Annotated in this window: 12 protein-coding genes; 6 read left to right on the top strand and 6 right to left on the bottom strand. The window is 45.3% G+C overall.

Annotated elements, in window-relative coordinates; translation table 11 throughout:
- Positions 1-246: 246 nt before the first annotated feature.
- Entirely contained in the window at positions 247-894 is a 648-nt protein-coding gene (gene torD, locus AB8613_RS14290; protein WP_371713347.1) for a molecular chaperone TorD, read from the bottom strand.
- A gap of 256 nt (positions 895-1,150) precedes the next feature.
- On the opposite strand from torD, the gene torR reads away from it, so the two are divergent.
- The gene (torR, locus tag AB8613_RS14295) at positions 1,151-1,864 is read left to right on the top strand and encodes a two-component system response regulator TorR (RefSeq protein WP_146492183.1); all 714 of its coding nucleotides are present in this window, start codon (positions 1,151-1,153) and stop codon (positions 1,862-1,864) included.
- A 94-nt stretch (positions 1,865-1,958) separates the two neighbouring features.
- Here the strand turns inward: torR and elyC are convergent, their stop codons facing one another.
- Entirely contained in the window at positions 1,959-2,813 is an 855-nt protein-coding gene (gene elyC, locus AB8613_RS14300) for an envelope biogenesis factor ElyC (RefSeq protein WP_146492182.1), read from the bottom strand.
- A gap of 115 nt (positions 2,814-2,928) precedes the next feature.
- Between elyC and cmoM the strand changes: the two genes are divergently transcribed.
- From cmoM to fdhF, 5 genes are all read left to right on the top strand, one after another.
- Positions 2,929-3,714, top strand: coding sequence for a tRNA uridine 5-oxyacetic acid(34) methyltransferase CmoM (gene cmoM / locus AB8613_RS14305; RefSeq protein WP_146492181.1), 786 nt, complete (start codon positions 2,929-2,931; stop codon positions 3,712-3,714).
- Positions 3,715-3,839: 125 nt separating this feature from the next.
- Positions 3,840-5,177, top strand: coding sequence for a chromosome partition protein MukF (gene mukF / locus AB8613_RS14310; protein WP_017055049.1), 1,338 nt, complete (start codon positions 3,840-3,842; stop codon positions 5,175-5,177).
- Positions 5,158-5,958: a chromosome partition protein MukE gene (mukE, locus tag AB8613_RS14315; RefSeq protein WP_061018447.1), complete on the top strand. Its 801-nt coding sequence runs from the start codon at positions 5,158-5,160 to the stop codon at positions 5,956-5,958. The genes mukF and mukE overlap by 20 nt, the downstream gene beginning before the upstream one ends.
- The gene (gene mukB / locus AB8613_RS14320) at positions 5,955-10,415 is read left to right on the top strand and encodes a chromosome partition protein MukB (protein ID WP_372383988.1); all 4,461 of its coding nucleotides are present in this window, start codon (positions 5,955-5,957) and stop codon (positions 10,413-10,415) included. The genes mukE and mukB overlap by 4 nt, the downstream gene beginning before the upstream one ends.
- A gap of 319 nt (positions 10,416-10,734) precedes the next feature.
- Positions 10,735-14,967, top strand: coding sequence for a formate dehydrogenase subunit alpha (gene fdhF, locus AB8613_RS14325; protein WP_372383989.1), 4,233 nt, complete (start codon positions 10,735-10,737; stop codon positions 14,965-14,967).
- 131 nt (positions 14,968-15,098) lie between these two features.
- Here the strand turns inward: fdhF and AB8613_RS14330 are convergent, their stop codons facing one another.
- The 4 genes from AB8613_RS14330 to cmoB all read right to left on the bottom strand — a co-directional run bounded on the left by AB8613_RS14330 (position 15,099) and on the right by cmoB (position 19,633).
- A complete protein-coding gene (locus AB8613_RS14330; RefSeq protein ID WP_060982365.1) occupies positions 15,099-16,079 on the bottom strand; it encodes an alpha-L-glutamate ligase-like protein in 981 nt (326 codons plus the stop codon).
- Positions 16,080-16,082: 3 nt separating this feature from the next.
- On the bottom strand, positions 16,083-17,588 hold the full coding sequence (locus AB8613_RS14335) for an inactive transglutaminase family protein (RefSeq protein WP_248368991.1): 1,506 nt from the start codon (positions 17,586-17,588) through the stop codon (positions 16,083-16,085).
- A gap of 17 nt (positions 17,589-17,605) precedes the next feature.
- Positions 17,606-18,346, bottom strand: a complete 741-nt coding sequence (locus AB8613_RS14340; protein ID WP_146492177.1) for an ATP-dependent zinc protease — start codon at positions 18,344-18,346, stop codon at positions 17,606-17,608.
- Between the two features lie 315 nt (positions 18,347-18,661).
- Positions 18,662-19,633, bottom strand: a complete 972-nt coding sequence (gene cmoB, locus AB8613_RS14345; protein WP_372383990.1) for a tRNA 5-methoxyuridine(34)/uridine 5-oxyacetic acid(34) synthase CmoB — start codon at positions 19,631-19,633, stop codon at positions 18,662-18,664.
- Positions 19,634-19,747: the final 114 nt, after the last annotated feature.

Below are 19,747 nucleotides of genomic sequence, written 5' to 3' on the forward strand. Positions count from 1 at the left end.
GCTTAAATTTGTAGGGCTCTTTGGGTACTAAAGTGCTAAAAAACAAAAAACCGCTATTGAGCGGCTTGTCTTAACACCGAAATGCTCTGAACTTTAATAAGCATAGCATTTCGTGAATGTTTCATATTTTATCGTTTGCGGTCACAATTTTAGACTGACTAGAAATTACTCGCAATAAAATTCACCCAGAAATCCGGGTGAATTGTCACATTCTGCTGAATTTGTTTACCAAATCATCCAATAAACTTATTCACCAGCGAGGTATTGAGTGTCTAATGTGCAGAATGCCAGTAGCAGAGCTGAGACTGAAGCGTAGAAACCGAATTCGTCAACGTCATGACATTTTACGTTGAACCTTGGCACCCAAGTAAGCAGTTGTTGTTCGATAAACTGCTGTTGAACGGCGAACGATTTTTCGAGTTCTTCTTCAAGATCCGTTTCATTAGAACGGATGATCAAGTTACCAAGAAAATCGAGTTCGATAGCGATGTGGTCTGCTGGCTCTTTTAAGTCTTGGTTCACGACTAAGTTGTGCTTGGCCATGATCTCTTCCATATCTCTTGCAGGCTTATCATTTAAAAGGCCAGTTTCGCCGATATACATGGAAGCGTAAGGAAGAGCGCCGTGTTTGTCTGTCTTTAAGAAAAGATCGCAAAAGTCTGCAGACAGTTCTAGTTGGGCATCTTCACGTGTTTGGAGACGGTTCAGTGCATCGACTAAGCGATCAATCGCAGGCTTTAGTGTTTCATTTTCGCCTAAACCAGTTAGGAAAGAACGAATCTCAACAGAGTGGTAGTGATCGAGTTCTTCTTGGGTGAGCTCTTTGGCGAATAAGCTTGATAGCCACCAGTATATTTCGGCTCTTTGCTCGTTGAATGCTTTCGTTTCTTTCATTTGATTAATCCTAATATCGTCTTTCGTAATACCTAGGGTACGAAGGCTGAATAACAAGGTTATTTGCGAAACGCAAAGTTACTCGTTAGTAGTAATGCCTATATTGAATTGCGATGGAAGATAAATAGCAAGGTTTAAGATTGTCTTGTATCAAAAAAAATCCATGTTTCTGGCTTTTATCTCGTGTACTACTAGAATTGTTACGAGTTATGAATAGAATAGTCACTGAAACTATTAAATAAGAAAAGTGGTGTAGATGAGCTATCACGTATTAGTCGTAGAAGATGATGTGGTAACCCGCAGTAAACTGGTTGGATACTTCCAGAACGAAGGTTACACAGTTAGCGAAGCCGAAAGCGGCGCTCAAATGAGAGGCGTGTTAGAAGAAAACAACGTTGACCTCATTATGCTGGACATCAACTTACCAGGCGAAGATGGATTGATGCTAACTCGCGAATTACGCAGTCAATCAGACATTGGAATTATTTTAGTTACTGGACGCACGGATAGCATCGACAAAATTGTAGGCCTTGAAATGGGCGCTGACGATTATGTTACTAAACCCTTCGAACTTCGCGAGTTATTGGTTCGAGTTAAAAACCTACTTTGGCGTATTTCTGCCGCTCGTAAAACGGCAGCAGGTGCGGCTGAAGAACCAGAAGATGAATCAGTGGTTCGTTTTGGTGAGTGGACATTTGATATCCCTCGTCGTGCGTTAAGCAAAAACGGTGAACCGGTTAAACTGACGAAAGCTGAATACGAATTATTGGTTGCACTGTCTTCTTACCCAAATCAGGTGTTAAGCCGTGAGCGTATTCTCAATATGATTAGCCACCGTGTGGATGCGCCTAATGACCGTACCATCGACGTACTAATCCGTCGTATGCGTGCAAAAATGGAGTTCGATCCTAAGAACCCACAAATTTTTGTGACGGTTCACGGTGAAGGTTACATGTTTGCTGGTGACTAATTCCCGTTGAGTGTATTAGGATATTTGAATGTTAAAAAGCCGAGGCATCTTTGATGTCTCGGCTTTTTTTTACTGAATATTTTATGCAATCTGCTTATTGAGACTGTGCTGCAGAAACGTCACTGCCACCTTCAACAAGGTTGGATGCTTCGGGAACAACAATAGGCTCTTCGACCGGGTCATTACTTGTATCAAGCCAATCACGCAGGCTTTGCCAAACCAACCCCATGGTTTCGTGCCAGTAACGCTCAGTCTGCTCAAGGTAGAGAGCTTTTGGCATATACTTATTCCAAGGCTCAACAATCCCTTCTTGTGCAAGGTAGTTAGTTGGTGCTGGTAGAGGTTTCATGCCGGCAGCATTGAATTCATTCAGTGCGCGAGTCATATGGCTAGCTGAAGTCACTAGCACCATTCTTTTATTCTTAACAAACGCAGCAGCTTGGCGGGCTTCTTCCCAGGTGTCTTTTGCTGTTTCAAGCAGAATGATATCAGGTTTTGCTACGCCTAGTGCTAATGCAACTTTAGCCATCATTCTTGCGTTACTTACTTCAGTGCCTGCGCCATAGCCAGACAAAATAAGTTTTGCACCAGGGTAAAGGCGTAGAATACGAATCCCTTCACTTAAGCGCATCAGGCCGGTGCGACTAAGTTCTGATGTCGGTGGAATTTGGTCATCTACGACGTGACCACTTCCGAGAACCATCACGTAATCGACGGTTTCATCGACAGGTAAAAAAGCGGTGTGTTGCCTTTCCATTGGCATTAAAAGTTGACTAGAAACTGGCTGGAAAGCGATTAGGAAAATACCACATAGGGCTGAAAGGGTGATTAGGCAACCAGTCTTCCTTTTGGTAGTAAACATCACTAGGGCTAAACCCAGAAAAGCGAGAATTAACATTGCTGGCAGTGGCATCAATAGCGAAGACACTACTTTTTTCAGCTCAAACATATCCGAATAGTCCGAAAAAACATCACTTAGTAGTAAAAAGAGACATCGCCTCTTTATTCCTGAAATTCCTGTGACAGAATAGCAGGCACGATAGGACATAATAACTCAAGTAGCCGTGACTGAAGACCGTAATTTCGACGATATTGCCCACAAATTTGCAAAAAATATTTACGGTTCTGACAAAGGAGAGATCCGTCAGATCATCGTATGGGAAGATTTAGAACAAGCTTTGAGCAAATTTGAACAATCAGCTTCGCCACTGCATGTGCTTGATGCTGGAGGCGGACTTGCACAGATGTCGCAAAAAATTGCGTCGCTTGGGCATAACGTTTCTCTGTGTGACCTCTCTTCTGAAATGCTGAAGCTCGCAGAAGAAAGTATCAGCGAAGCGGGTTTGTTAGAGCAATATCGATTTATTCATTCACCGGTACAAAAAGTCGCAGAACATCTCGATGGAAAAGTCGATTTTGTGATGTTTCATGCCGTAATGGAATGGTTAGCCGATCCTAAAGAGGCGCTTGATTTATTGCTTGAACAAGTTAAACCGGGTGGCGTTGCCTCGATAATGTTTTACAACCACCACGGATTAGTCCTGAAAAATGTGATTTGTGGCAATATTCCTCATGTATTGAATGGGATGCCACATCGAAAACGGTTTAAGCTGCAACCACAAAAAGGCTTGAAGCCGGAAGAGGTTTACCAATGGATAGAAGACGCTGGTCTAGAAATCTGTGGTAAATCAGGCATTCGCTCTTTCAGTGACTACATAGGTAATATGGAGTACATGGGCGATTACCAATTTGAAGATGTATTGGAACTGGAAAAACAGCTATGTCGCCAAGAGCCATATCTGTCACTAGGCCGTTATATTCACGTTTGGGCTCAAAAACCTGCGCAATAACAGCGCTGAATGTGGTAAAAGAAGCCACAACATGCGCTATGCCATCGTAAGAAGCCCGCGTCATAAAGAAATAGGCGTCATATCTAATACATTCGATATGACGAAGAACAGTAACAGGAACCACAATGAGTGAAATGACTCAAACTGCCGAAGAGCAGCCAATTGATGAGTTGGTGGGCTGGGTCAAGCAGCATGATTTTTCATTAAACTTGCCACCAGAGCGCTTAGCATTTTTGATTGCTATCGCAGTACTAAGCAATGAAAGGTTCGATGAAGAGTTGGGCGAGGGGGAACTGCACGATGCATTTACCATCGTCACTCGACTGTTTGAAGATACTGGCGAAGCGTCCGCGTTTCGTGCCAACAATGCCATCAACGAGTTAGTTAAACAAAAGTTGATTAGCCGCTTTACTAGCGAAATCACCGATGGTGCGAGTATTTATCGCTTATCACCATTGGCGATTGGTATTTCAGATTATTACTTACGCCACCGTCAGTTCTCTAAGTTGAAACTGTCTATCCAGCTTTCAATGGTTGCGGACGAGATGGCAAAAGCCATTGAAGCAGCACAAAAAGGCGGAACTCCAGGACATTGGAGAAAGAATGTTTACGGCGTGCTCAAGTATTCTGTTGGTGAAATTTTCGATCAAATTGATCTTAACCAACGTGTTATGGATGAGCAGCAGCAAACAGTTAAGCAGCAAATTGCTGACCTTTTAAACAAAGATTGGCGAGAGGCGATTAACAACTGTGAAACCTTGCTTTCAGAAACCTCGTCCACGCTAAAAGAGTTGCAAGACACCTTGCAAGCGGCGGGTGATGAACTGCAAACACAGATCCTCGATATTCAAGAAATTGTTTACGGTGACGATGAACTCGAGTTCGTTGGCGAAACCCTGTTCGGCTTGCAGATGAAGCTAGACCGAATCACCAGTTGGGGCCAACAAGCCATCGATTTATGGATCGGCTACGACCGCCATGTTCACAAGTTTATTCGTACCGCGATTGATATGGATAAAAACCGAGCCTTTAGCCAGCGCTTGCGTCAGTCAGTCACTGACTACTTTGATGCACCTTGGTTATTGACTTACGCTGACGCTGAGAAGCTGACGGATCTTCGTGATGAAGCGCTTGTGCTTCGTGATGACGAAGTGATGGGACAAGCACCAATCGACGTAGAGTACGAAGAATTTGAGCAAGTGAATGACCTGCTTTCCGATCGAATTGCAGAGATGTTAAAAGCTCACAAACAGCAAGGCGCGCCAATTGATCTTGGCCTTGTGTTACGCGATTACCTCGCTGCACACCCTCGCACACACCATTTTGATTTAGCCAGAATTGTTGTCGACCAAGCCGTACGCTTAGGTTACTCAGAGTCTGACTATCAGGCTATTCAGCCAGATTGGCAGGCAATCAACGATTTCGGTGCAAAGGTACAAGCAAATGTCATTAACAAGTACTGATGATTACATGCCAGAGAAACTGGTAAAAGCGATAGCGAACCCACTGTTCCCTGCACTAGACAGCATGCTGCGTTCAGGTAAGCATGTTTCAACAGAAGACCTAGATAACCACGCGTTACTGTCTGATTTTGAAGTTGAGCTTCAGCATTTCTATCAACGCTACAATACTGAACTGGTAAAAGCACCGGAAGGTTTCTTCTACCTGCGTCCGCGTTCTACGTCTCTAATTGGTCGTAGTGTGTTGTCTGAGCTAGACATGTTGGTTGGCAAGGTGTTGTGTTTCTTATACCTAAGCCCAGAACGTCTGGCTCATGAAGGTATCTTCACCAACCAAGAACTGTTTGATGAATTGATGTCGTTAGCGGATGAGAAAAAACTCATGAAGCTTGCAACCAACCGTGCGTCTGGTTCTGACCTAGATAAAGAAAAGCTCTTCGAAAAAGTACGTACTTCTTTACGTCGTTTGCGCCGTATCGGCATGTTGATTGCGATTGGTGAAACCGGCAAGTTCCGTATCAGCGAAGCGGTATTCCGCTTTGGCGCTGACGTTCGTGTTGGTGACGATATGAAAGAAGCGCAATTACGTCTTATCCGTGATGGTGAAGCTGTGGTTCATACCCAAGAGCCTAACCAAGGTAGCTTGTTGAATGAAGAACAGGCGGAAGCCGTATCAGAAGTAGACGTGGACGAAAACGGTCAACAAGACATTTTTAACGATCAAGCTGACTTTGACCTTGAGTCAAACGATGGCGAACAAACAAAAGTAGAAGGTGAAGCATGATTGAAAGAGGTAAGTATCAATCATTAACCATGGTCAACTGGAACGGCTTCTTTGCGCGTACTTTTGATATTGATGGATTGGTTACAACGCTTTCTGGCGGTAACGGTGCAGGTAAGTCGACCACTATGGCGGCATTCATCACAGCGCTGATTCCTGACCAAAGCCTTCTGCATTTCCGTAACACAACGGAAGCGGGTAGCTCACAGTCATCTCGTGATAAAGGCCTTTACGGTAAGCTTCAACCTGGCGCATGTTATGCTGCACTAGATGTTGTGAACTCTCGTAATCAACGCCTATTGTTTGCAGTAAAACTGCAGCAAGTTGCCGGTCGTGACAAGAAAGTAGACATCAAACCGTTCGTAATCCAAGGCCTTCCAAGCCATGTGAAACCAACGGATGTGTTGATTCAGAATGTTTCAGACAGCCACGCTCGCGTATGTCAGTTGAATGATGTGAAAGCGGCGGTAGCGCAATACGAAGGCGCTCATTTTAAAGCCTTCTCTTCGATTGTTGATTACCACTCGCAAATGTTTGAATACGGTGTGGTACCTAAGAAACTGCGTAACAGCAGCGACCGCTCTAAGTTCTACCGTTTGATCGAAGCATCGCTTTACGGCGGTATTTCTAGTGCGATTACGCGTTCTCTGCGCGATTATCTTCTACCGCAAAACGGTGGTGTGAAGAAAGCATTCCAAGACATGGAATCAGCACTGCGTGAGAACCGCATGACGCTAGAAGCGATCAAGACAACTCAGTCGGACCGTGACCTGTTCAAACACTTGATCACTGAATCGACGAACTACGTGGCAGCAGATTACATGCGCCATGCCAACGACCGTCGTAACAAGCTTGATCAAACCATGAAGTTCCGTGGTGAACTGTTTGGTTCGCGTGAAACCTTGCATGATCAAAACAACTTGTTGAACCGTGTTCAAGAAGAATTAGAGCTGTTGGTCGATCAAGAGTCGGCACTAGAGCAAGATTATCAAGCGGCTTCGGATCATCTTCAATTGGTTCAAACTGCACTTCGCCAGCAAGAGAAGATTGCTCGCTATAGCGAAGATCTAGAAGAGCTTAATGAGCGTCTAGAAGAGCAGATGATGGTAGTGGAAGAAGCTCAAGAGCGAGTACTTCTTGCTGAAGAGCAGGCAACCATCACTGAAGAAGAAGTGGATAGCCTGAAAACTCAGCTTGCTGATTACCAACAAGCGTTGGATGTTCAGCAGACGCGTGCACTTCAGTACCAGCAAGCGGTTCAAGCATTAGAGAAAACTAAGCAGTTGCTTGGTGATGAATCGATTACGGCAGAAAGTGCATTAACTCTTGTTTCTGAGCTAAAAGCACAAGAAGAATCAAGCACTCAAGCGCTACTGGCTACTAAGCACAAGCTAGATATGTCTTCTGCAGCTTCAGCACAGTTCGACAAAGCACTGTCTTTAGTTAAGAGCATCGTTGGTGACGTGGAGCGCAAAGAAGCGTCTAGCAGCGCTAAGCAAGCTTTAGAAAAAGGTCGTAACGCAAAACACGTTGTTGAGAACGAACAGCAGTGGCGCGCTCAGCACCGCGACATGGCTCGTGATGTGGCTCAGCAGCGTCAAGCAAAAGAGCTTGCGACTGAATACCAAAAACAGCACAACATCTCACTGACTGATGAAGCGGTTTTCGATGAAGAACGTGAACGTCACGCTATGCAGATCGAGTCCCTTGAGTACGCTCAAGAAGAGCTGCGTGAAGCGAAGAGCGAGCAACGTCGTATACAACAAAACCACGACCAAGAGATTCAAAAACTTGAGTCAATTGCTCCTGCGTGGATCACGGCAAACGATGCACTTGAAGCTTTAAGAGATCAAACAGACGCTGAGCTAGAAGATAGCCAAGCGGTAATGACTCAAATGCAGCAAGTACTTGAAGATGAGAAATCTCAAGCGGTAGCAAAAGATCAGTTGGCAACGCGCCGAGCTGAACTTGAGCAAGAGATTGAGCGTTTAGCTTCGCCAGGTGGTTCTAACGATCCTCGCCTGAAAGGCCTGGCGGATACGCTGGGTGGCGTGCTGCTTTCTGAGATCTACGATGACATCACGATTGGTGATGCGCCGTACTTTAGTGCGATGTACGGCCCAGCTCGTCACGCGATTGTGGTTTCGGATCTTGATGGTATTAAAGAGAAGCTGGTGGATCTTGATGATTGTCCAGAAGACCTTTACATCCTAGAAGGCGATGTAGACGCGTTTGATGACAGCTCGTTTAATGCCGATGAGCTTGAAGGCGCGGTGTGTGTTCAGCTGAACGATCGCCAAATGCGTTACTCTCGTTTCCCTGAGATCCCACTGTTTGGCCGTGCGGCTCGTGAACAGCGCCTAGAGAAATTGCGCGAAGAGCGTGATGTTGTGGTTGAGAACCACGCGAAAGCAGCGTTTGACTCTCAAAAACTGAATCGCTTATACCAAGCATTCAACAGCTTTGTTGCGAAGCACCTACACGTTGCGTTTAACGCAGACCCAGAACAAGCACTTACTGCGATTCGTGATAAGCGCAATCAAATTGTTCGTTCTCTGGCTGAGCTTAACTCTAAAGAGCAGCAGCAACGTAGCCAGCTTCTACAAAGCAAGCAGGCACTTGGTGCATTAGATAAATTAGCGCCAATGGTTCGTATTCTTGAAGACGAAACATTGGCTGAGCGCTTAGCTGAATTAGAAGCACAACTAGAGCGTTTAAGTGAAGCTAAGTCTTACTTGAATAGTCATGGCAAAGCGCTTACTTCTCTAGAGCAAATCGTATCTGCACTAGATGCTGACCCAGAGCAGTTCGAAGCCTTGGAAGCCGAATATCGTCAAGCCGATTACGCACTACAAACCCTAAAAGGCAAAGTGTTCGCGCTGTCTGATTTGATTGAGCGTCGTCACTACTTTGCTTACGCGGACTCTGTTGATTTGCTAAACAAGAGCAGTGAACTGAGCGAGCAATTAAAAGCGAAATTGGTTCAAGCAGAGCAAGCAAGAACCAAAGGCCGTGATGGCTTGAAGCAAGCTCGTGAACAGATGAACCAATATAACCAAGTATTGGCGGCACTGAAGAGCTCACATCAAGCGAAGCAAGAGACGGTTCAAGAGTTCAAACAAGAGCTACAAGAGTTTGGCGTAAACGCTGATGAAGGCGCTGAAGAGCGTGCTGTACGTCGTCGTGACGAGCTTCAAGAGCGTTTACACACATCTCGCAGCCGCAAGAGCGAATACGAGCGTACGATTACGTCAACAGAACTTGAGATGAAAGCCTTGGCTAAGCGTCTTAAGAAAGTACAGAAAGAGTACACAGAACTTCGTACCTTCGTGGTTGCAGCAAAAGCAGGTTGGTGCTCAGTACTTCGTTTAGCTCGTGAAAATGATGTTGAACGTCGTCTACACAAGCGTGAACTGGCTTACCTAACGGCGGGAGAACTTCGCTCAATGTCGGATAAATCATTGGGTGCGCTACGTCTGGCTGTAGCTGACAATGACGACTTACGTGATTCGCTGCGTCTATCGGAAGACAACGCACATCCAGAGCGTAAAGTTCTGTTCTACATTGCGGTTTACCAACATCTTCGCGAGCGTATTCGCCAAGACATCATTCATACGGATGATCCGGTTGAAGCAATCGAAGAGATGGAAGTTGAGCTCGCTCGACTAACAGAAGAATTGACACAGCGTGAAAACCGCTTGGCGATTAGCTCTGAGTCGGTAGCAAGCATTATCAAGAAAACGATTCAGCGCGAGCAGAACCGTATTCGAATGCTGAACCAAGGCTTGTCTAATATTTACTTTGGTCAGGTTAAGGGCGTTCGTCTGAACGTTAAGATCCGTGAAAGCCACGAAATCTTGCTGTCAGGCTTAGCGACTCAGCAAGAGCAGCACAAAGACTTGTTTGAATCAACGCGCTTCACCTTCTCAGAAGCAATGGCGAAATTGTTCCAACGTGTGAACCCACATATCGATATGGGTCAACGTTCTCCGCAAGTTCTGGGTGAAGAGCTACTGGATTATCGTAACTACCTAGAACTCAGTGTTGAAGTTAACCGTGGTTCAGACGGTTGGTTACAAGCGGAATCTGGCGCATTGTCTACGGGTGAAGCGATCGGTACCGGTCAGTCTATCCTACTGATGGTTGTTCAGAGCTGGGAAGAAGAGTCACGTCGACTTCGTAGTAAAGACATCATTCCATGTCGTTTGTTGTTCCTTGATGAAGCGGCACGTCTGGATGCGAAATCTATTTCAACGCTATTTGAACTGTGTGACCGTTTAGGAATGCAACTTCTGATCGCGGCGCCAGAGAACATAAGTCCAGAGAAAGGCACAACTTACAAACTGGTTCGTAAGGTATTTAAAGACCACGAACATGTACACGTTGTTGGTTTGCGCGGTTTTGCTCAAAACAAGCCAGCATCTCCAGTACAAGAGCTTATCGAAGAAACTGAGCAATAAGCTCGATAGCGATTCAACGATACTGATTCATAGCCCCTAATCATTAGGGGCTTTTTAGTACCTAAATCTAGCGTTCTGCAATTGTTCTAACCCCCTTTGGCCTGATCCGCTTCATATGCCTCGTAACTTACCCCCTTTGAACTACTGATATGACCACTCATACATTAGGGCTAATCTCAATAGAACTTGTTTGAAGTCACACGCACAAAACCACAATTAATGTATGGTAATGGTATGGCAGTAGTGTCTACACACGACTGAACGACTAATTAATATTTTTGAGCGTGGCTATTACGCAAACTGGAAGGCAGGACTCAATATGATTCAAATCGTTATTGATGGGAAATTTCGAATCGTCGAACAAGGACAAACCGTACTTGAAGCGGCAAAAACATGTGGTTTAGAGATCCCATCTCTATGTGGTTTGAACAAAACAACAGATAAGATTCCATGCGATTTATGTGTCGTCGAGGTTGATGGCTTAGGTATGAAGCGCTCGTGCGATCTTGAAGTGTCTAATGGGTTGAATATTACGACTCAGTCAAAGCCGTTGACTAACCATCGACAAGAAGCGTTGAACCGAATAATGACAGACCATTACGCAGATTGTGAGGCACCATGCCAAACTGCGTGCCCTGCAGGGGTCGATATTCAATCTTATCTGCATCATATTGCTCAAAATGATCACATCAAAGCGATTGAGGTGATCAAAAAGACATTACCAATGCCGCTTTCGATTGGTCGTGTATGTCCTGCATTTTGTGAAACTGAATGCCGTCGAAACTTGGTTGATGAATCCATCGCGATACGCCAACTCAAGCGACACGCAGCCGATGCAGATTTAGCGGCGCAAGAAAGCTATATACCAGTTCAGAAACCAAATAAAGGTAAGAGTATAGCGATTGTTGGTAGTGGCCCCGGTGGTCTTACTGCAGGTTATTATCTATCCAACGAAGGCTATGATGTAGTTGTTTATGAGTCGATGCCTAAAGCTGGTGGTTGGCTGCGTTACGGTATCCCAGAGTATCGCTTACCTAAGTCGATTCTAGATAAAGAAATCGAACTGATGTGCCGTAATGGGATGTCGGTAGAGTGCGATAAAAAATTGGGCGTTGATTTTACACTGTCTGATTTGAGCAACGATTTTGATGCGGTTTGTTTAGCTGTTGGTGCATCACAAGCGGTTGAAATGAACTATCCGGGTAGCGAGCTTAGCGGTTGTTACCTAGGCGTCGATTACCTTAAAGATTACGTGACCGATCAGCAGTATGTCACAGGTAAAAAGGTTGCAGTGATCGGTGGCGGTAACACCGCGATTGACTGTGCTCGAACTGCGGTGCGTGATGGTGCGGATACCACGTTGATTTATCGTCGAACTCGAGATGAGATGCCTGCAGAAGATTACGAAATTGAAGAAGCTGAGCATGAAGGTGTGAAGTTCCACTTCTTGACTAACCCGGCCGAAAATATAGCTGATGAAAATGGCCACGTATCAGAAATACGCTTAGAGCGTATGGCTTTAGGGCCGGCTGATGCTTCCGGTCGTCGTAGCCCTAAACCAACGGGTGAGTTCTTTGTCGAAGCCTTCGATACGGTTATCGCTGCGGTGTCGCAAAAGCCTGATCTGAGCTTTATGGACAACGAATCGATTGATATTCCACTGACTCGTTGGAATACCGCTGATGCTGATCCGCAAACCATGCATACCGGTACTGGCAATATCTTTAGTATTGGTGATTTTCGACGCGGCCCTGCGACGGCTGTCGAAGCCGTTGGCGATGGACGTATTGCAGCGCAAGCGATCGATCGTTTCTTTCACGGCGACATGGATAACATTCCGGTCAAACCGTTTAACTCAAGAAAGCACAAGCAGCTCAAAGCGGTGGATCCTGAGCAGTACAAGTCCATTCAGCGAATGGCGCGTAAGATCATGCCAGAGCTAACCCCCGAGCAGCGCGAGCAAAGTTTTGAGGAAGTAGAAACAGGCTTTGATAATGCAGATGCAATCGCGGAAGCAGCAAGATGTTTAGAATGCGGCTGCCAAGCTAATACAAACTGCGACCTAAGAGACTATTCGACCGAATACAAAGCCACTCAAACATATCCAGAATACAAAATCGATGTGGCTTCAAATGAAAGTTGGCAGGCGATTCGCGCAGAAGAAGCGAAGGTCGGTTTAACAAGACAAAAATTTGCCGTTGATGACAGCTCTGAATTCATAATCTTTGATGCTAACCGCTGTATCAGTTGCGGTCAGTGTATCCAAGCATGTCGCGAGCAGAATGTTCATGGCGTTCTTAGCTTCATGAGCCAAGCCGATGGTAAGCCAGCATCAAGGCCTGAATGTCGCCCTAACTTTGGGTCGGACAAAACATTAATGGGCGACTCAAACTGTGTTCAATGTGGCTCTTGCATTCAGGCGTGTCCAACCGGTGCGATGGTGGATGCTCGTGATAGAAAGCAAGGAGACACAGACGTACTCAAGAAAGTCGATACCATCTGCACCTATTGTGGTGTGGGCTGTAAACTAACCATGCATATCGATGAGCACAAAAATAAAATCCGTTATATCGAAGGTGGGGACTCTCCGGTCAATGAAGGCATGTTGTGTGTTAAGGGGCGATTTGGTTTCGATTTCGTTGGCAGCGATGCGCGTTTAACCACACCATTAATTCGTAAAGATGGCTGGTTACAACCTGCAAGTTGGGATGAAGCGATTAAGCTCGTTGCCGAGAAGTTTACAGCGATTAAGCAAGGCTTTGGCAGTAACGCTTTGGCGGGGTTCTCGTCGGCGAAAACCACCAACGAGGATAACTATGCGTTCCAAAAATTCATTCGTCGTGAACTAGGTACCAATAACGTCGATCACTGTGCACGTCTTTGTCATGCCTCAACGGTGACTGGGCTTGAAGCTTCGCTAGGCAGTGGAGCTATGACCAATGATATTCCAAGTATCAAGCACTCTGATGTGATCTTTATTATTGGTTCGGACACCACATCGGCACATCCAATTATCGGCTCACACATCAAACAGGCGGTAAGACATAACGGTGCTCGCTTGATCGTCGCTGATCCTAAGAGAATCGATATTGCCGACCATGCTGAACTTTACCTAGCTCACCGACCGGGTACAGACGTGATGCTGATTAATGGCGTGATGCAGCAGATCATCAAACACGGTTGGTATGACCAAGAGTATATCGAAGATCGTGTGGACGGCTTTGATACCTTGTTACAAGAGGTCATGTCACCAAGCTACTCCTTAGACAAAGTGGAATTGGTGACAGGCGTTAAAGCGGAAGACATCTTCGCTATGGCGCGCTTGATCGGTACTGCAGAGCGTACCGCGGTGTACTACTCGATGGGTATTACGCAGCACACTACTGGTCACGATAATGTTCGCTCTATCGCAAACCTTCAACTCTTGTGCGGCAACATTGGTATTGAAGGCGGTGGTATAAACCCATTACGTGGTCAATCTAATGTACAAGGCGCGTGTGACATGGGCGCATTGCCAAACAACCTTCCGGGCTACCAAAAAGTGTATAACCCAATGGTTCGTCAAAAATTCGCGATGGAGTGGGGCGTTACTGATTTACCAGCTGAAACGGGCTTAACACTGACCGAGATTATTGATGGCGCGTGTCATCGAGATGTGCGTGGTCTGTACGTTATGGGCGAGAACCCAGTGCTGAGTGACCCGAATCAAGCACATGTGATTGAAGGGCTTGAAGCGTTAGATTTCCTAGTGGTTCAAGATATTTTCTTAACTGAAACCGCCCAGTATGCCGATGTGGTTCTGCCGTCTTGCTCGTTCGCTGAGAAGTCTGGTCACTTTACTAATACCGAGCGTCGTGTTCAGCGCATTAACCCGGCGGTATTACCTCCAGGTGAAGCGAAAGAAGATTGGGTGATTATCCAAATGCTAGCCAACGCAATGGGCGGTGGTTGGTGGGACTATAAAACCGTTGCCGATATCACCAATGAGATAGCACGTGTAACGCCACAGTATGGTGGTTTACGTTGGGAGAATATTACGGTGAACGGCGTGCAATGGCCAAGTAATAAGAATAACCCTGATGGCACTCGTATCATGCACCAGACCCAATTTACGCGTGGGCGTGGTCAAATGGAGGCGATTCCGTTTAGATACGCTGCTGAGTTACCGGACGCGGAATACCCGCTAGTATTAACGACAGGCCGCATTTTAGAACAGTTCCATACTGGAACCATGACACGTAAAACAAAAGGGTTGGATAACTTAGCAGGGCCGCGTGCCATGGTGAGTGTTCATGATGCTGAAGCATTGGGTATCTCGAATGGTCAGATGCTCAAAGTATCAACACGTCGTGGTGAAATAGAAATCGCGGCGTTTGTGACTAAGCGAATGCAAAAGGGTGTGGTGTTCATTCCATTCCATTTCGTTGAATCACCTGTTAACCGTTTGACGACTACTGCGACGGATCCACATGCGAAGATCCCTGAGTTTAAGGTGGCGGCGGTTCGTATTGACCCCATTCGTGAGTCTGAAACGGAAACAACAGAAGCTTAGTTCCGAGCGTTAAGCGAATTAGCGACAGACATTAAAAAGCCGCGTAACTCTCAGAGTTATGCGGCTTTTTTTAATGAGCTATATTCAGTATGAATTACTTATTCAATCGTTTTGCTTTAATTCAGATGGGCCTAGTTTGGAGCAATCTCGTTACCGTGAACACCAAATTGTTTAGCGGCGTATGCAACACGCTCTGCTGGTTTTGGGTATTCAGCAGGTGTGCCTAGGTTTTCGATGTGATGCAAGCGAGGTAGTAAACCAGCGCCGTTTGCAATCTGTATCGCTAATCCAGGACGTGCGTTTAGCTCAAGTACCATCGGACCTTCTTCTTGGTCTAAAACCATGTCAGTACCCATGTAGCCAAGACCTGTCATTTCCCAAGCGCTTGATGCAAGCGTTAGTAGCTTTTCCCAATGCGGCACTTGTAGTAGCGCCAGCTCTTTCCCTGTATCTGGGTGATGAGTCACTGGGTGGTCAAACTGAACCGCACGAACGGCTTTGCCAGTAGCTATACAAATACCTACGCCCACAGCACCTTGGTGCAAGTTAGCTTTGCCATCAGAAGCTGAAGTAGATAGACGCATCATCGCCATAACAGGGTAGCCCTTGAATACGATGATTCGTACATCTGGTACACCCTCGTAACTGAAGCCATCAAAACACTCGTCAAACTTGATGAGGTTTTCTACTACAGCTACATCGTTCTTACCACCAAGTGAAAAAAGACCCGCGAGAGCGTTACTGATGTGACGCTCTACATCTTCTTCATTGATAGTCGAACCCGATGGTTTGGTGTAAACGCCATCCTTGTGAGAGATCACAACAAGGATACCTTTACCACCACTACCTTGAGCCGGCTTGATTACGAAACCCGGCCACTCTTTTACCATCTTGTGGATTGTTTTTACTTCAGCTTGATGACCAATAACGCCAATCAGTTTTGGCACAGTAGCGCCAGCCTGTTCAGCAATGATCTTAGTCTTAAGCTTGTCATCAACGAGTGGATACTTGGAACGATCATTGTAGCGACCAATATAACTATGGTTACGCTTGTTCATTCCCATTATGCCTTTGTCTTTCAACTTAAACGGTGAAGTAAATTGATCAAACATAACTTAGTCCTCCGCTAGCGGTTTAAAGCGACGAAGCTCTGTTAGACGGTAGCCTGTGTAGTTACCTAGTAGCAAAATGGTCGCTAGAATAACAAGCTGTAAACCAATAAAGTTAAACGTTAAGTGCTGAATGAACGGGTTAGTCATGCCTAAGTAAACAAGAACCGCAGTGAATAGAGAACCACCACCTTGTAGCATTACTTCTTTCGCGCCTTCTTCTTCCCATAGGATAGACATACGTTCGATAGTCCAAGATAGGATAATCATTGGGAAGAACGTAATAGACAGACCTTCTGTTAGACCCACTTTAAATGCGACTACAGTAAACACAGAGATAATCATGATTACCGTGATGATTACGGCGGATATCCTGGCGACCAGTAGCAAATTAAGTTTGGACAAGTAGCTTCGAATAATAAGACCCGTACCAACAATCAGTAGGAAGCCGACAATGCCCGTTACCAATTGTGTTTGTACAAAGGCTACTGCAATCAGTACTGGCATGAAGGTACCAGACGTTTTTAAACCAATGATGACACGCAGGAATACAACAATCAGAGCACCGATAGGAATCAGCATGATGGTTTTGAACATCGCTTGCTCTTCTAGCGGTAGGCTGTGAATTGAAAGGTTTAACAGTTGATCAGCAGAGACTTTGCTATTGGTTGCTTCAGTAGGAGTAACCTCCTGCGCAATCATAGAGAAGTGAACTTTACTGTTCTGACCGCCAACCACATCCAGTAGAGAAACGTTTGATTCATCCCAAATAAGCAGATTTGGCTGAACTTGTTGTTCACTTGATTCTGGAGAGAATAGAACCCATTGGTCGTTATCCCAGATCTGGTTCATTTGCTGAATAGATTGACGACGACGTCCATCTTCTAGCTCGATAACGCCAACGACTTTATTGTGGATGTTTGCTGCTGAAAGTAGCTTATGTGTCGCTTCAACTTTGCTCATGTTATTCAGAATCAGCGCTGAGTTTTGGCTGTCTGGGTCATTAAGCGTTTTGATAAGTTCGCGAGTGAAAGTTATGTTGTCTGCTGAGCGTTTAGTTGCTCTGTCAATCAATGCCAACGCAGCAGCTTCTTCAGGACCATCAAAGCTTGGTTGTGTGATTTCGCCTTCTGGTGGTATAGCATCAACTTTCGCTTGGTTATCGACTAGGAATTGAGTCTTATAGTAGATAGTTTGAGGGCCATCAGCATGGCGAATAGACCACTCTGCACGGCGACCTGATTCTGTGTTCAAGTAAGAGATGCCGTAACCTGGTGACGAAGCTGATTCACCAATAAGTGTGTAATTAGACTGAGTGTGAGGAGCTGCTAGTGAAACTTTTGCTTCTTTACCAACCGCATTGAACTCGATACGAGCTTCAATGTCCCAAACCTGTCTGGTTTCCCCAGGAGTCCAAGGTACACCGTAGGTGGTATGTCTGAACATACTCAGTGTTATACCTGCAACGATAAGCAGGAATATAGAGATATAAAATGGAATTCTTGACGTCATAGCTTACCCTACTATTGTTATTTAACTTCCGTTTGTACGTACTTTTTACTTACATCCACTAGCGCTATGTCTTTGATAAATTCGCGCCCTAGTAATACAGGGTGACTCATTTGAGAGCGATCTGCCAATGTAAATTGCGCTTTTTCATGGATTTTTCCAACTTTCACCCATAATTCGATCACAGCTCGACGTTCAGTCTGATCATTCGTTGATTGACGGATTTTCACATAACGTAAAACAGGCGCTTCAATCCATTTCTGGTCTTTTTCAGCTTGTGCTTTGTCGTCTAGGTGGAATTTAACCCAGTTCTTACCGTTACGTTCGAACTCTTTGATATCGACAGCATTTAGAGAAGAGGTGGTTGCACCTGTATCCACACGAGCATCGAAGCTTTGCTTGATTGAGTCGATAGACACTTTTTCGATGCCGCCAAGGATGGTTGGTTGTAACGTAGGAGCGACAGGAGCGGCTGCAACGACGACAGGTTCTTCTTCCTCTAGTTCTTCAATAACTTTGTGTTCCATATTGGTTAGATGGACATCTAATTGACTAGAAAGGAGAGTGATTTCGTCTTCTAAGCTTTCAATATAATCACTTTGATTGCTTAGTTGCAGTTCAAGATTTTGAACTTTATTTGCGATGTTTGTCTCTGAGCGGGAAATAGCGTCGAGAGTTTCTTGGTGATAGGCTGCACCGTTTGTCAGAGTACAGCCAGAGAGCAAACCAACCGCCACAATCGGCGATAATCGCTTAAACATAAAAAAACCTTTGAGAATTAGAGAATAGTTCAGACTATTTAGAAGTTTAGCCCACAAAAAAGGATGCGTGAAGCATCCTATTGTAAGAGTCTGGTCATATTGAATCGCAATGTGAGCGCTACGCCAATTATTGCTATTTGAAATAGCTCACTTATTAAACGTAAGTCAATTTTTGTTCAATTCGTGAGCTCAGGAAGCAAATGTTCACCGCGAAATCAACGGTGACTTTTTGACCATGGCAAGCCGTTGTTTTGCTGCCTTATATAGGCTCGTGTTTTATTTACTCAATATGCCACTGCTTTCTGGGCAGAGAATCTATGGCTTTGTTGCTACCAAAATCGCACGTCTTGGCGCTGGGTGACCTTCAACCGTTTTGCTTGGATCGTTCGGATCTAGATAATCTGGCAGAGAGTTGTGTGTCATCCATTCTGTTGTGCGTTGTTCACCAACTGTCGTGACATTTTCATCAACGATACGTACGTCTTCAAAGCCAACTTGTTCAAGCCAGCGTTTCAGTGCACGAGCTGAAGGGAAAAAGTACACGTTTCTCATCTGTGCGTAACGGTCAACAGGGACCAGTACCGCATTTTCATCGCCTTCAATTACTAGGGTTTCAAGCACCAACTCGCCGCCAGATACCAATTGGTCTTTTAGTTGAATCAAGTGATCAAGTGGCGAACGACGGTGGTACAGAACACCCATGCTGAAAACAGTGTCGTAGGCTTCTAGCTTTGGCAGTTGCTCAATACCTAGAGGTAACAGGTGTGCACGTTGGTCATCGCCCATCAACTTACGAATCGCTTCAAACTGAACCAAGAATAGATGAGAAGGATCGATACCAACCGTTAAGCGAGCACCTTCACCCAGCATGCGCCACATGTGGTAACCATTACCACAACCTACATCGAGAACCGAACGGTTTTTCAATGGGGAGATATGTGGAAGCACACGGTCCCATTTCCAGTCACTACGCCACTCAGTATCGATATGAATATCGTGAACGGTGTAAGGGCCTTTTCTCCATGGGTGGAACGTCTTTAATAGGCTTTCTAGCTTTTTAAGCTCACCTGTGTGAAATGGTGTTGAGCTGCCAATCGTCACTGAGTTCTTCAGATCAACTTGGTCTGGTACACCTTGTGGGATCTTGTTTAGTGCACGTAACCAACGGTCGAAGTCACCGTGCTCTGCATTTTGCCAATCTGTCAGTTGCTGTGGCAGAACATTGAGCCATGGCTGAAGGCGAGTATCTTGGGCAATAAGTTGATAAAAATTGGCAAAATTAAACATAGGTTTTCACTGAGTTGGTGGTGTAGAAATTAAATTTGTCACTCGATTAAGAGTGTGGACAAACATGCTAGGGAATCTCGTTTATCATGTTTGATAAGAGATCCCCAACTCGCT

The organism is Vibrio sp. BS-M-Sm-2 (assembly GCF_041504345.1).
GTDB classification, from domain to species: domain Bacteria; phylum Pseudomonadota; class Gammaproteobacteria; order Enterobacterales; family Vibrionaceae; genus Vibrio; species Vibrio satsumensis.

Coding starts and splice junctions, on each gene's coding strand:
- elyC (WP_146492182.1), bottom strand. CDS start 2,813: ATGTTTGAGCTGAAAAAAGTAGTGTCTTCGCTATTGATGCCACTGCCA.
- AB8613_RS14335 (WP_248368991.1), bottom strand. CDS start 17,588: ATGACGTCAAGAATTCCATTTTATATCTCTATATTCCTGCTTATCGTT.
- mukB (WP_372383988.1), top strand. CDS start 5,955: ATGATTGAAAGAGGTAAGTATCAATCATTAACCATGGTCAACTGGAAC.
- AB8613_RS14340 (WP_146492177.1), bottom strand. CDS start 18,346: ATGTTTAAGCGATTATCGCCGATTGTGGCGGTTGGTTTGCTCTCTGGC.
- AB8613_RS14330 (WP_060982365.1), bottom strand. CDS start 16,079: ATGTTTGATCAATTTACTTCACCGTTTAAGTTGAAAGACAAAGGCATA.
- mukF (WP_017055049.1), top strand. CDS start 3,840: ATGAGTGAAATGACTCAAACTGCCGAAGAGCAGCCAATTGATGAGTTG.
- torD (WP_371713347.1), bottom strand. CDS start 894: ATGAAAGAAACGAAAGCATTCAACGAGCAAAGAGCCGAAATATACTGG.
- cmoB (WP_372383990.1), bottom strand. CDS start 19,633: ATGTTTAATTTTGCCAATTTTTATCAACTTATTGCCCAAGATACTCGC.
- fdhF (WP_372383989.1), top strand. CDS start 10,735: ATGATTCAAATCGTTATTGATGGGAAATTTCGAATCGTCGAACAAGGA.
- mukE (WP_061018447.1), top strand. CDS start 5,158: ATGTCATTAACAAGTACTGATGATTACATGCCAGAGAAACTGGTAAAA.
- torR (WP_146492183.1), top strand. CDS start 1,151: ATGAGCTATCACGTATTAGTCGTAGAAGATGATGTGGTAACCCGCAGT.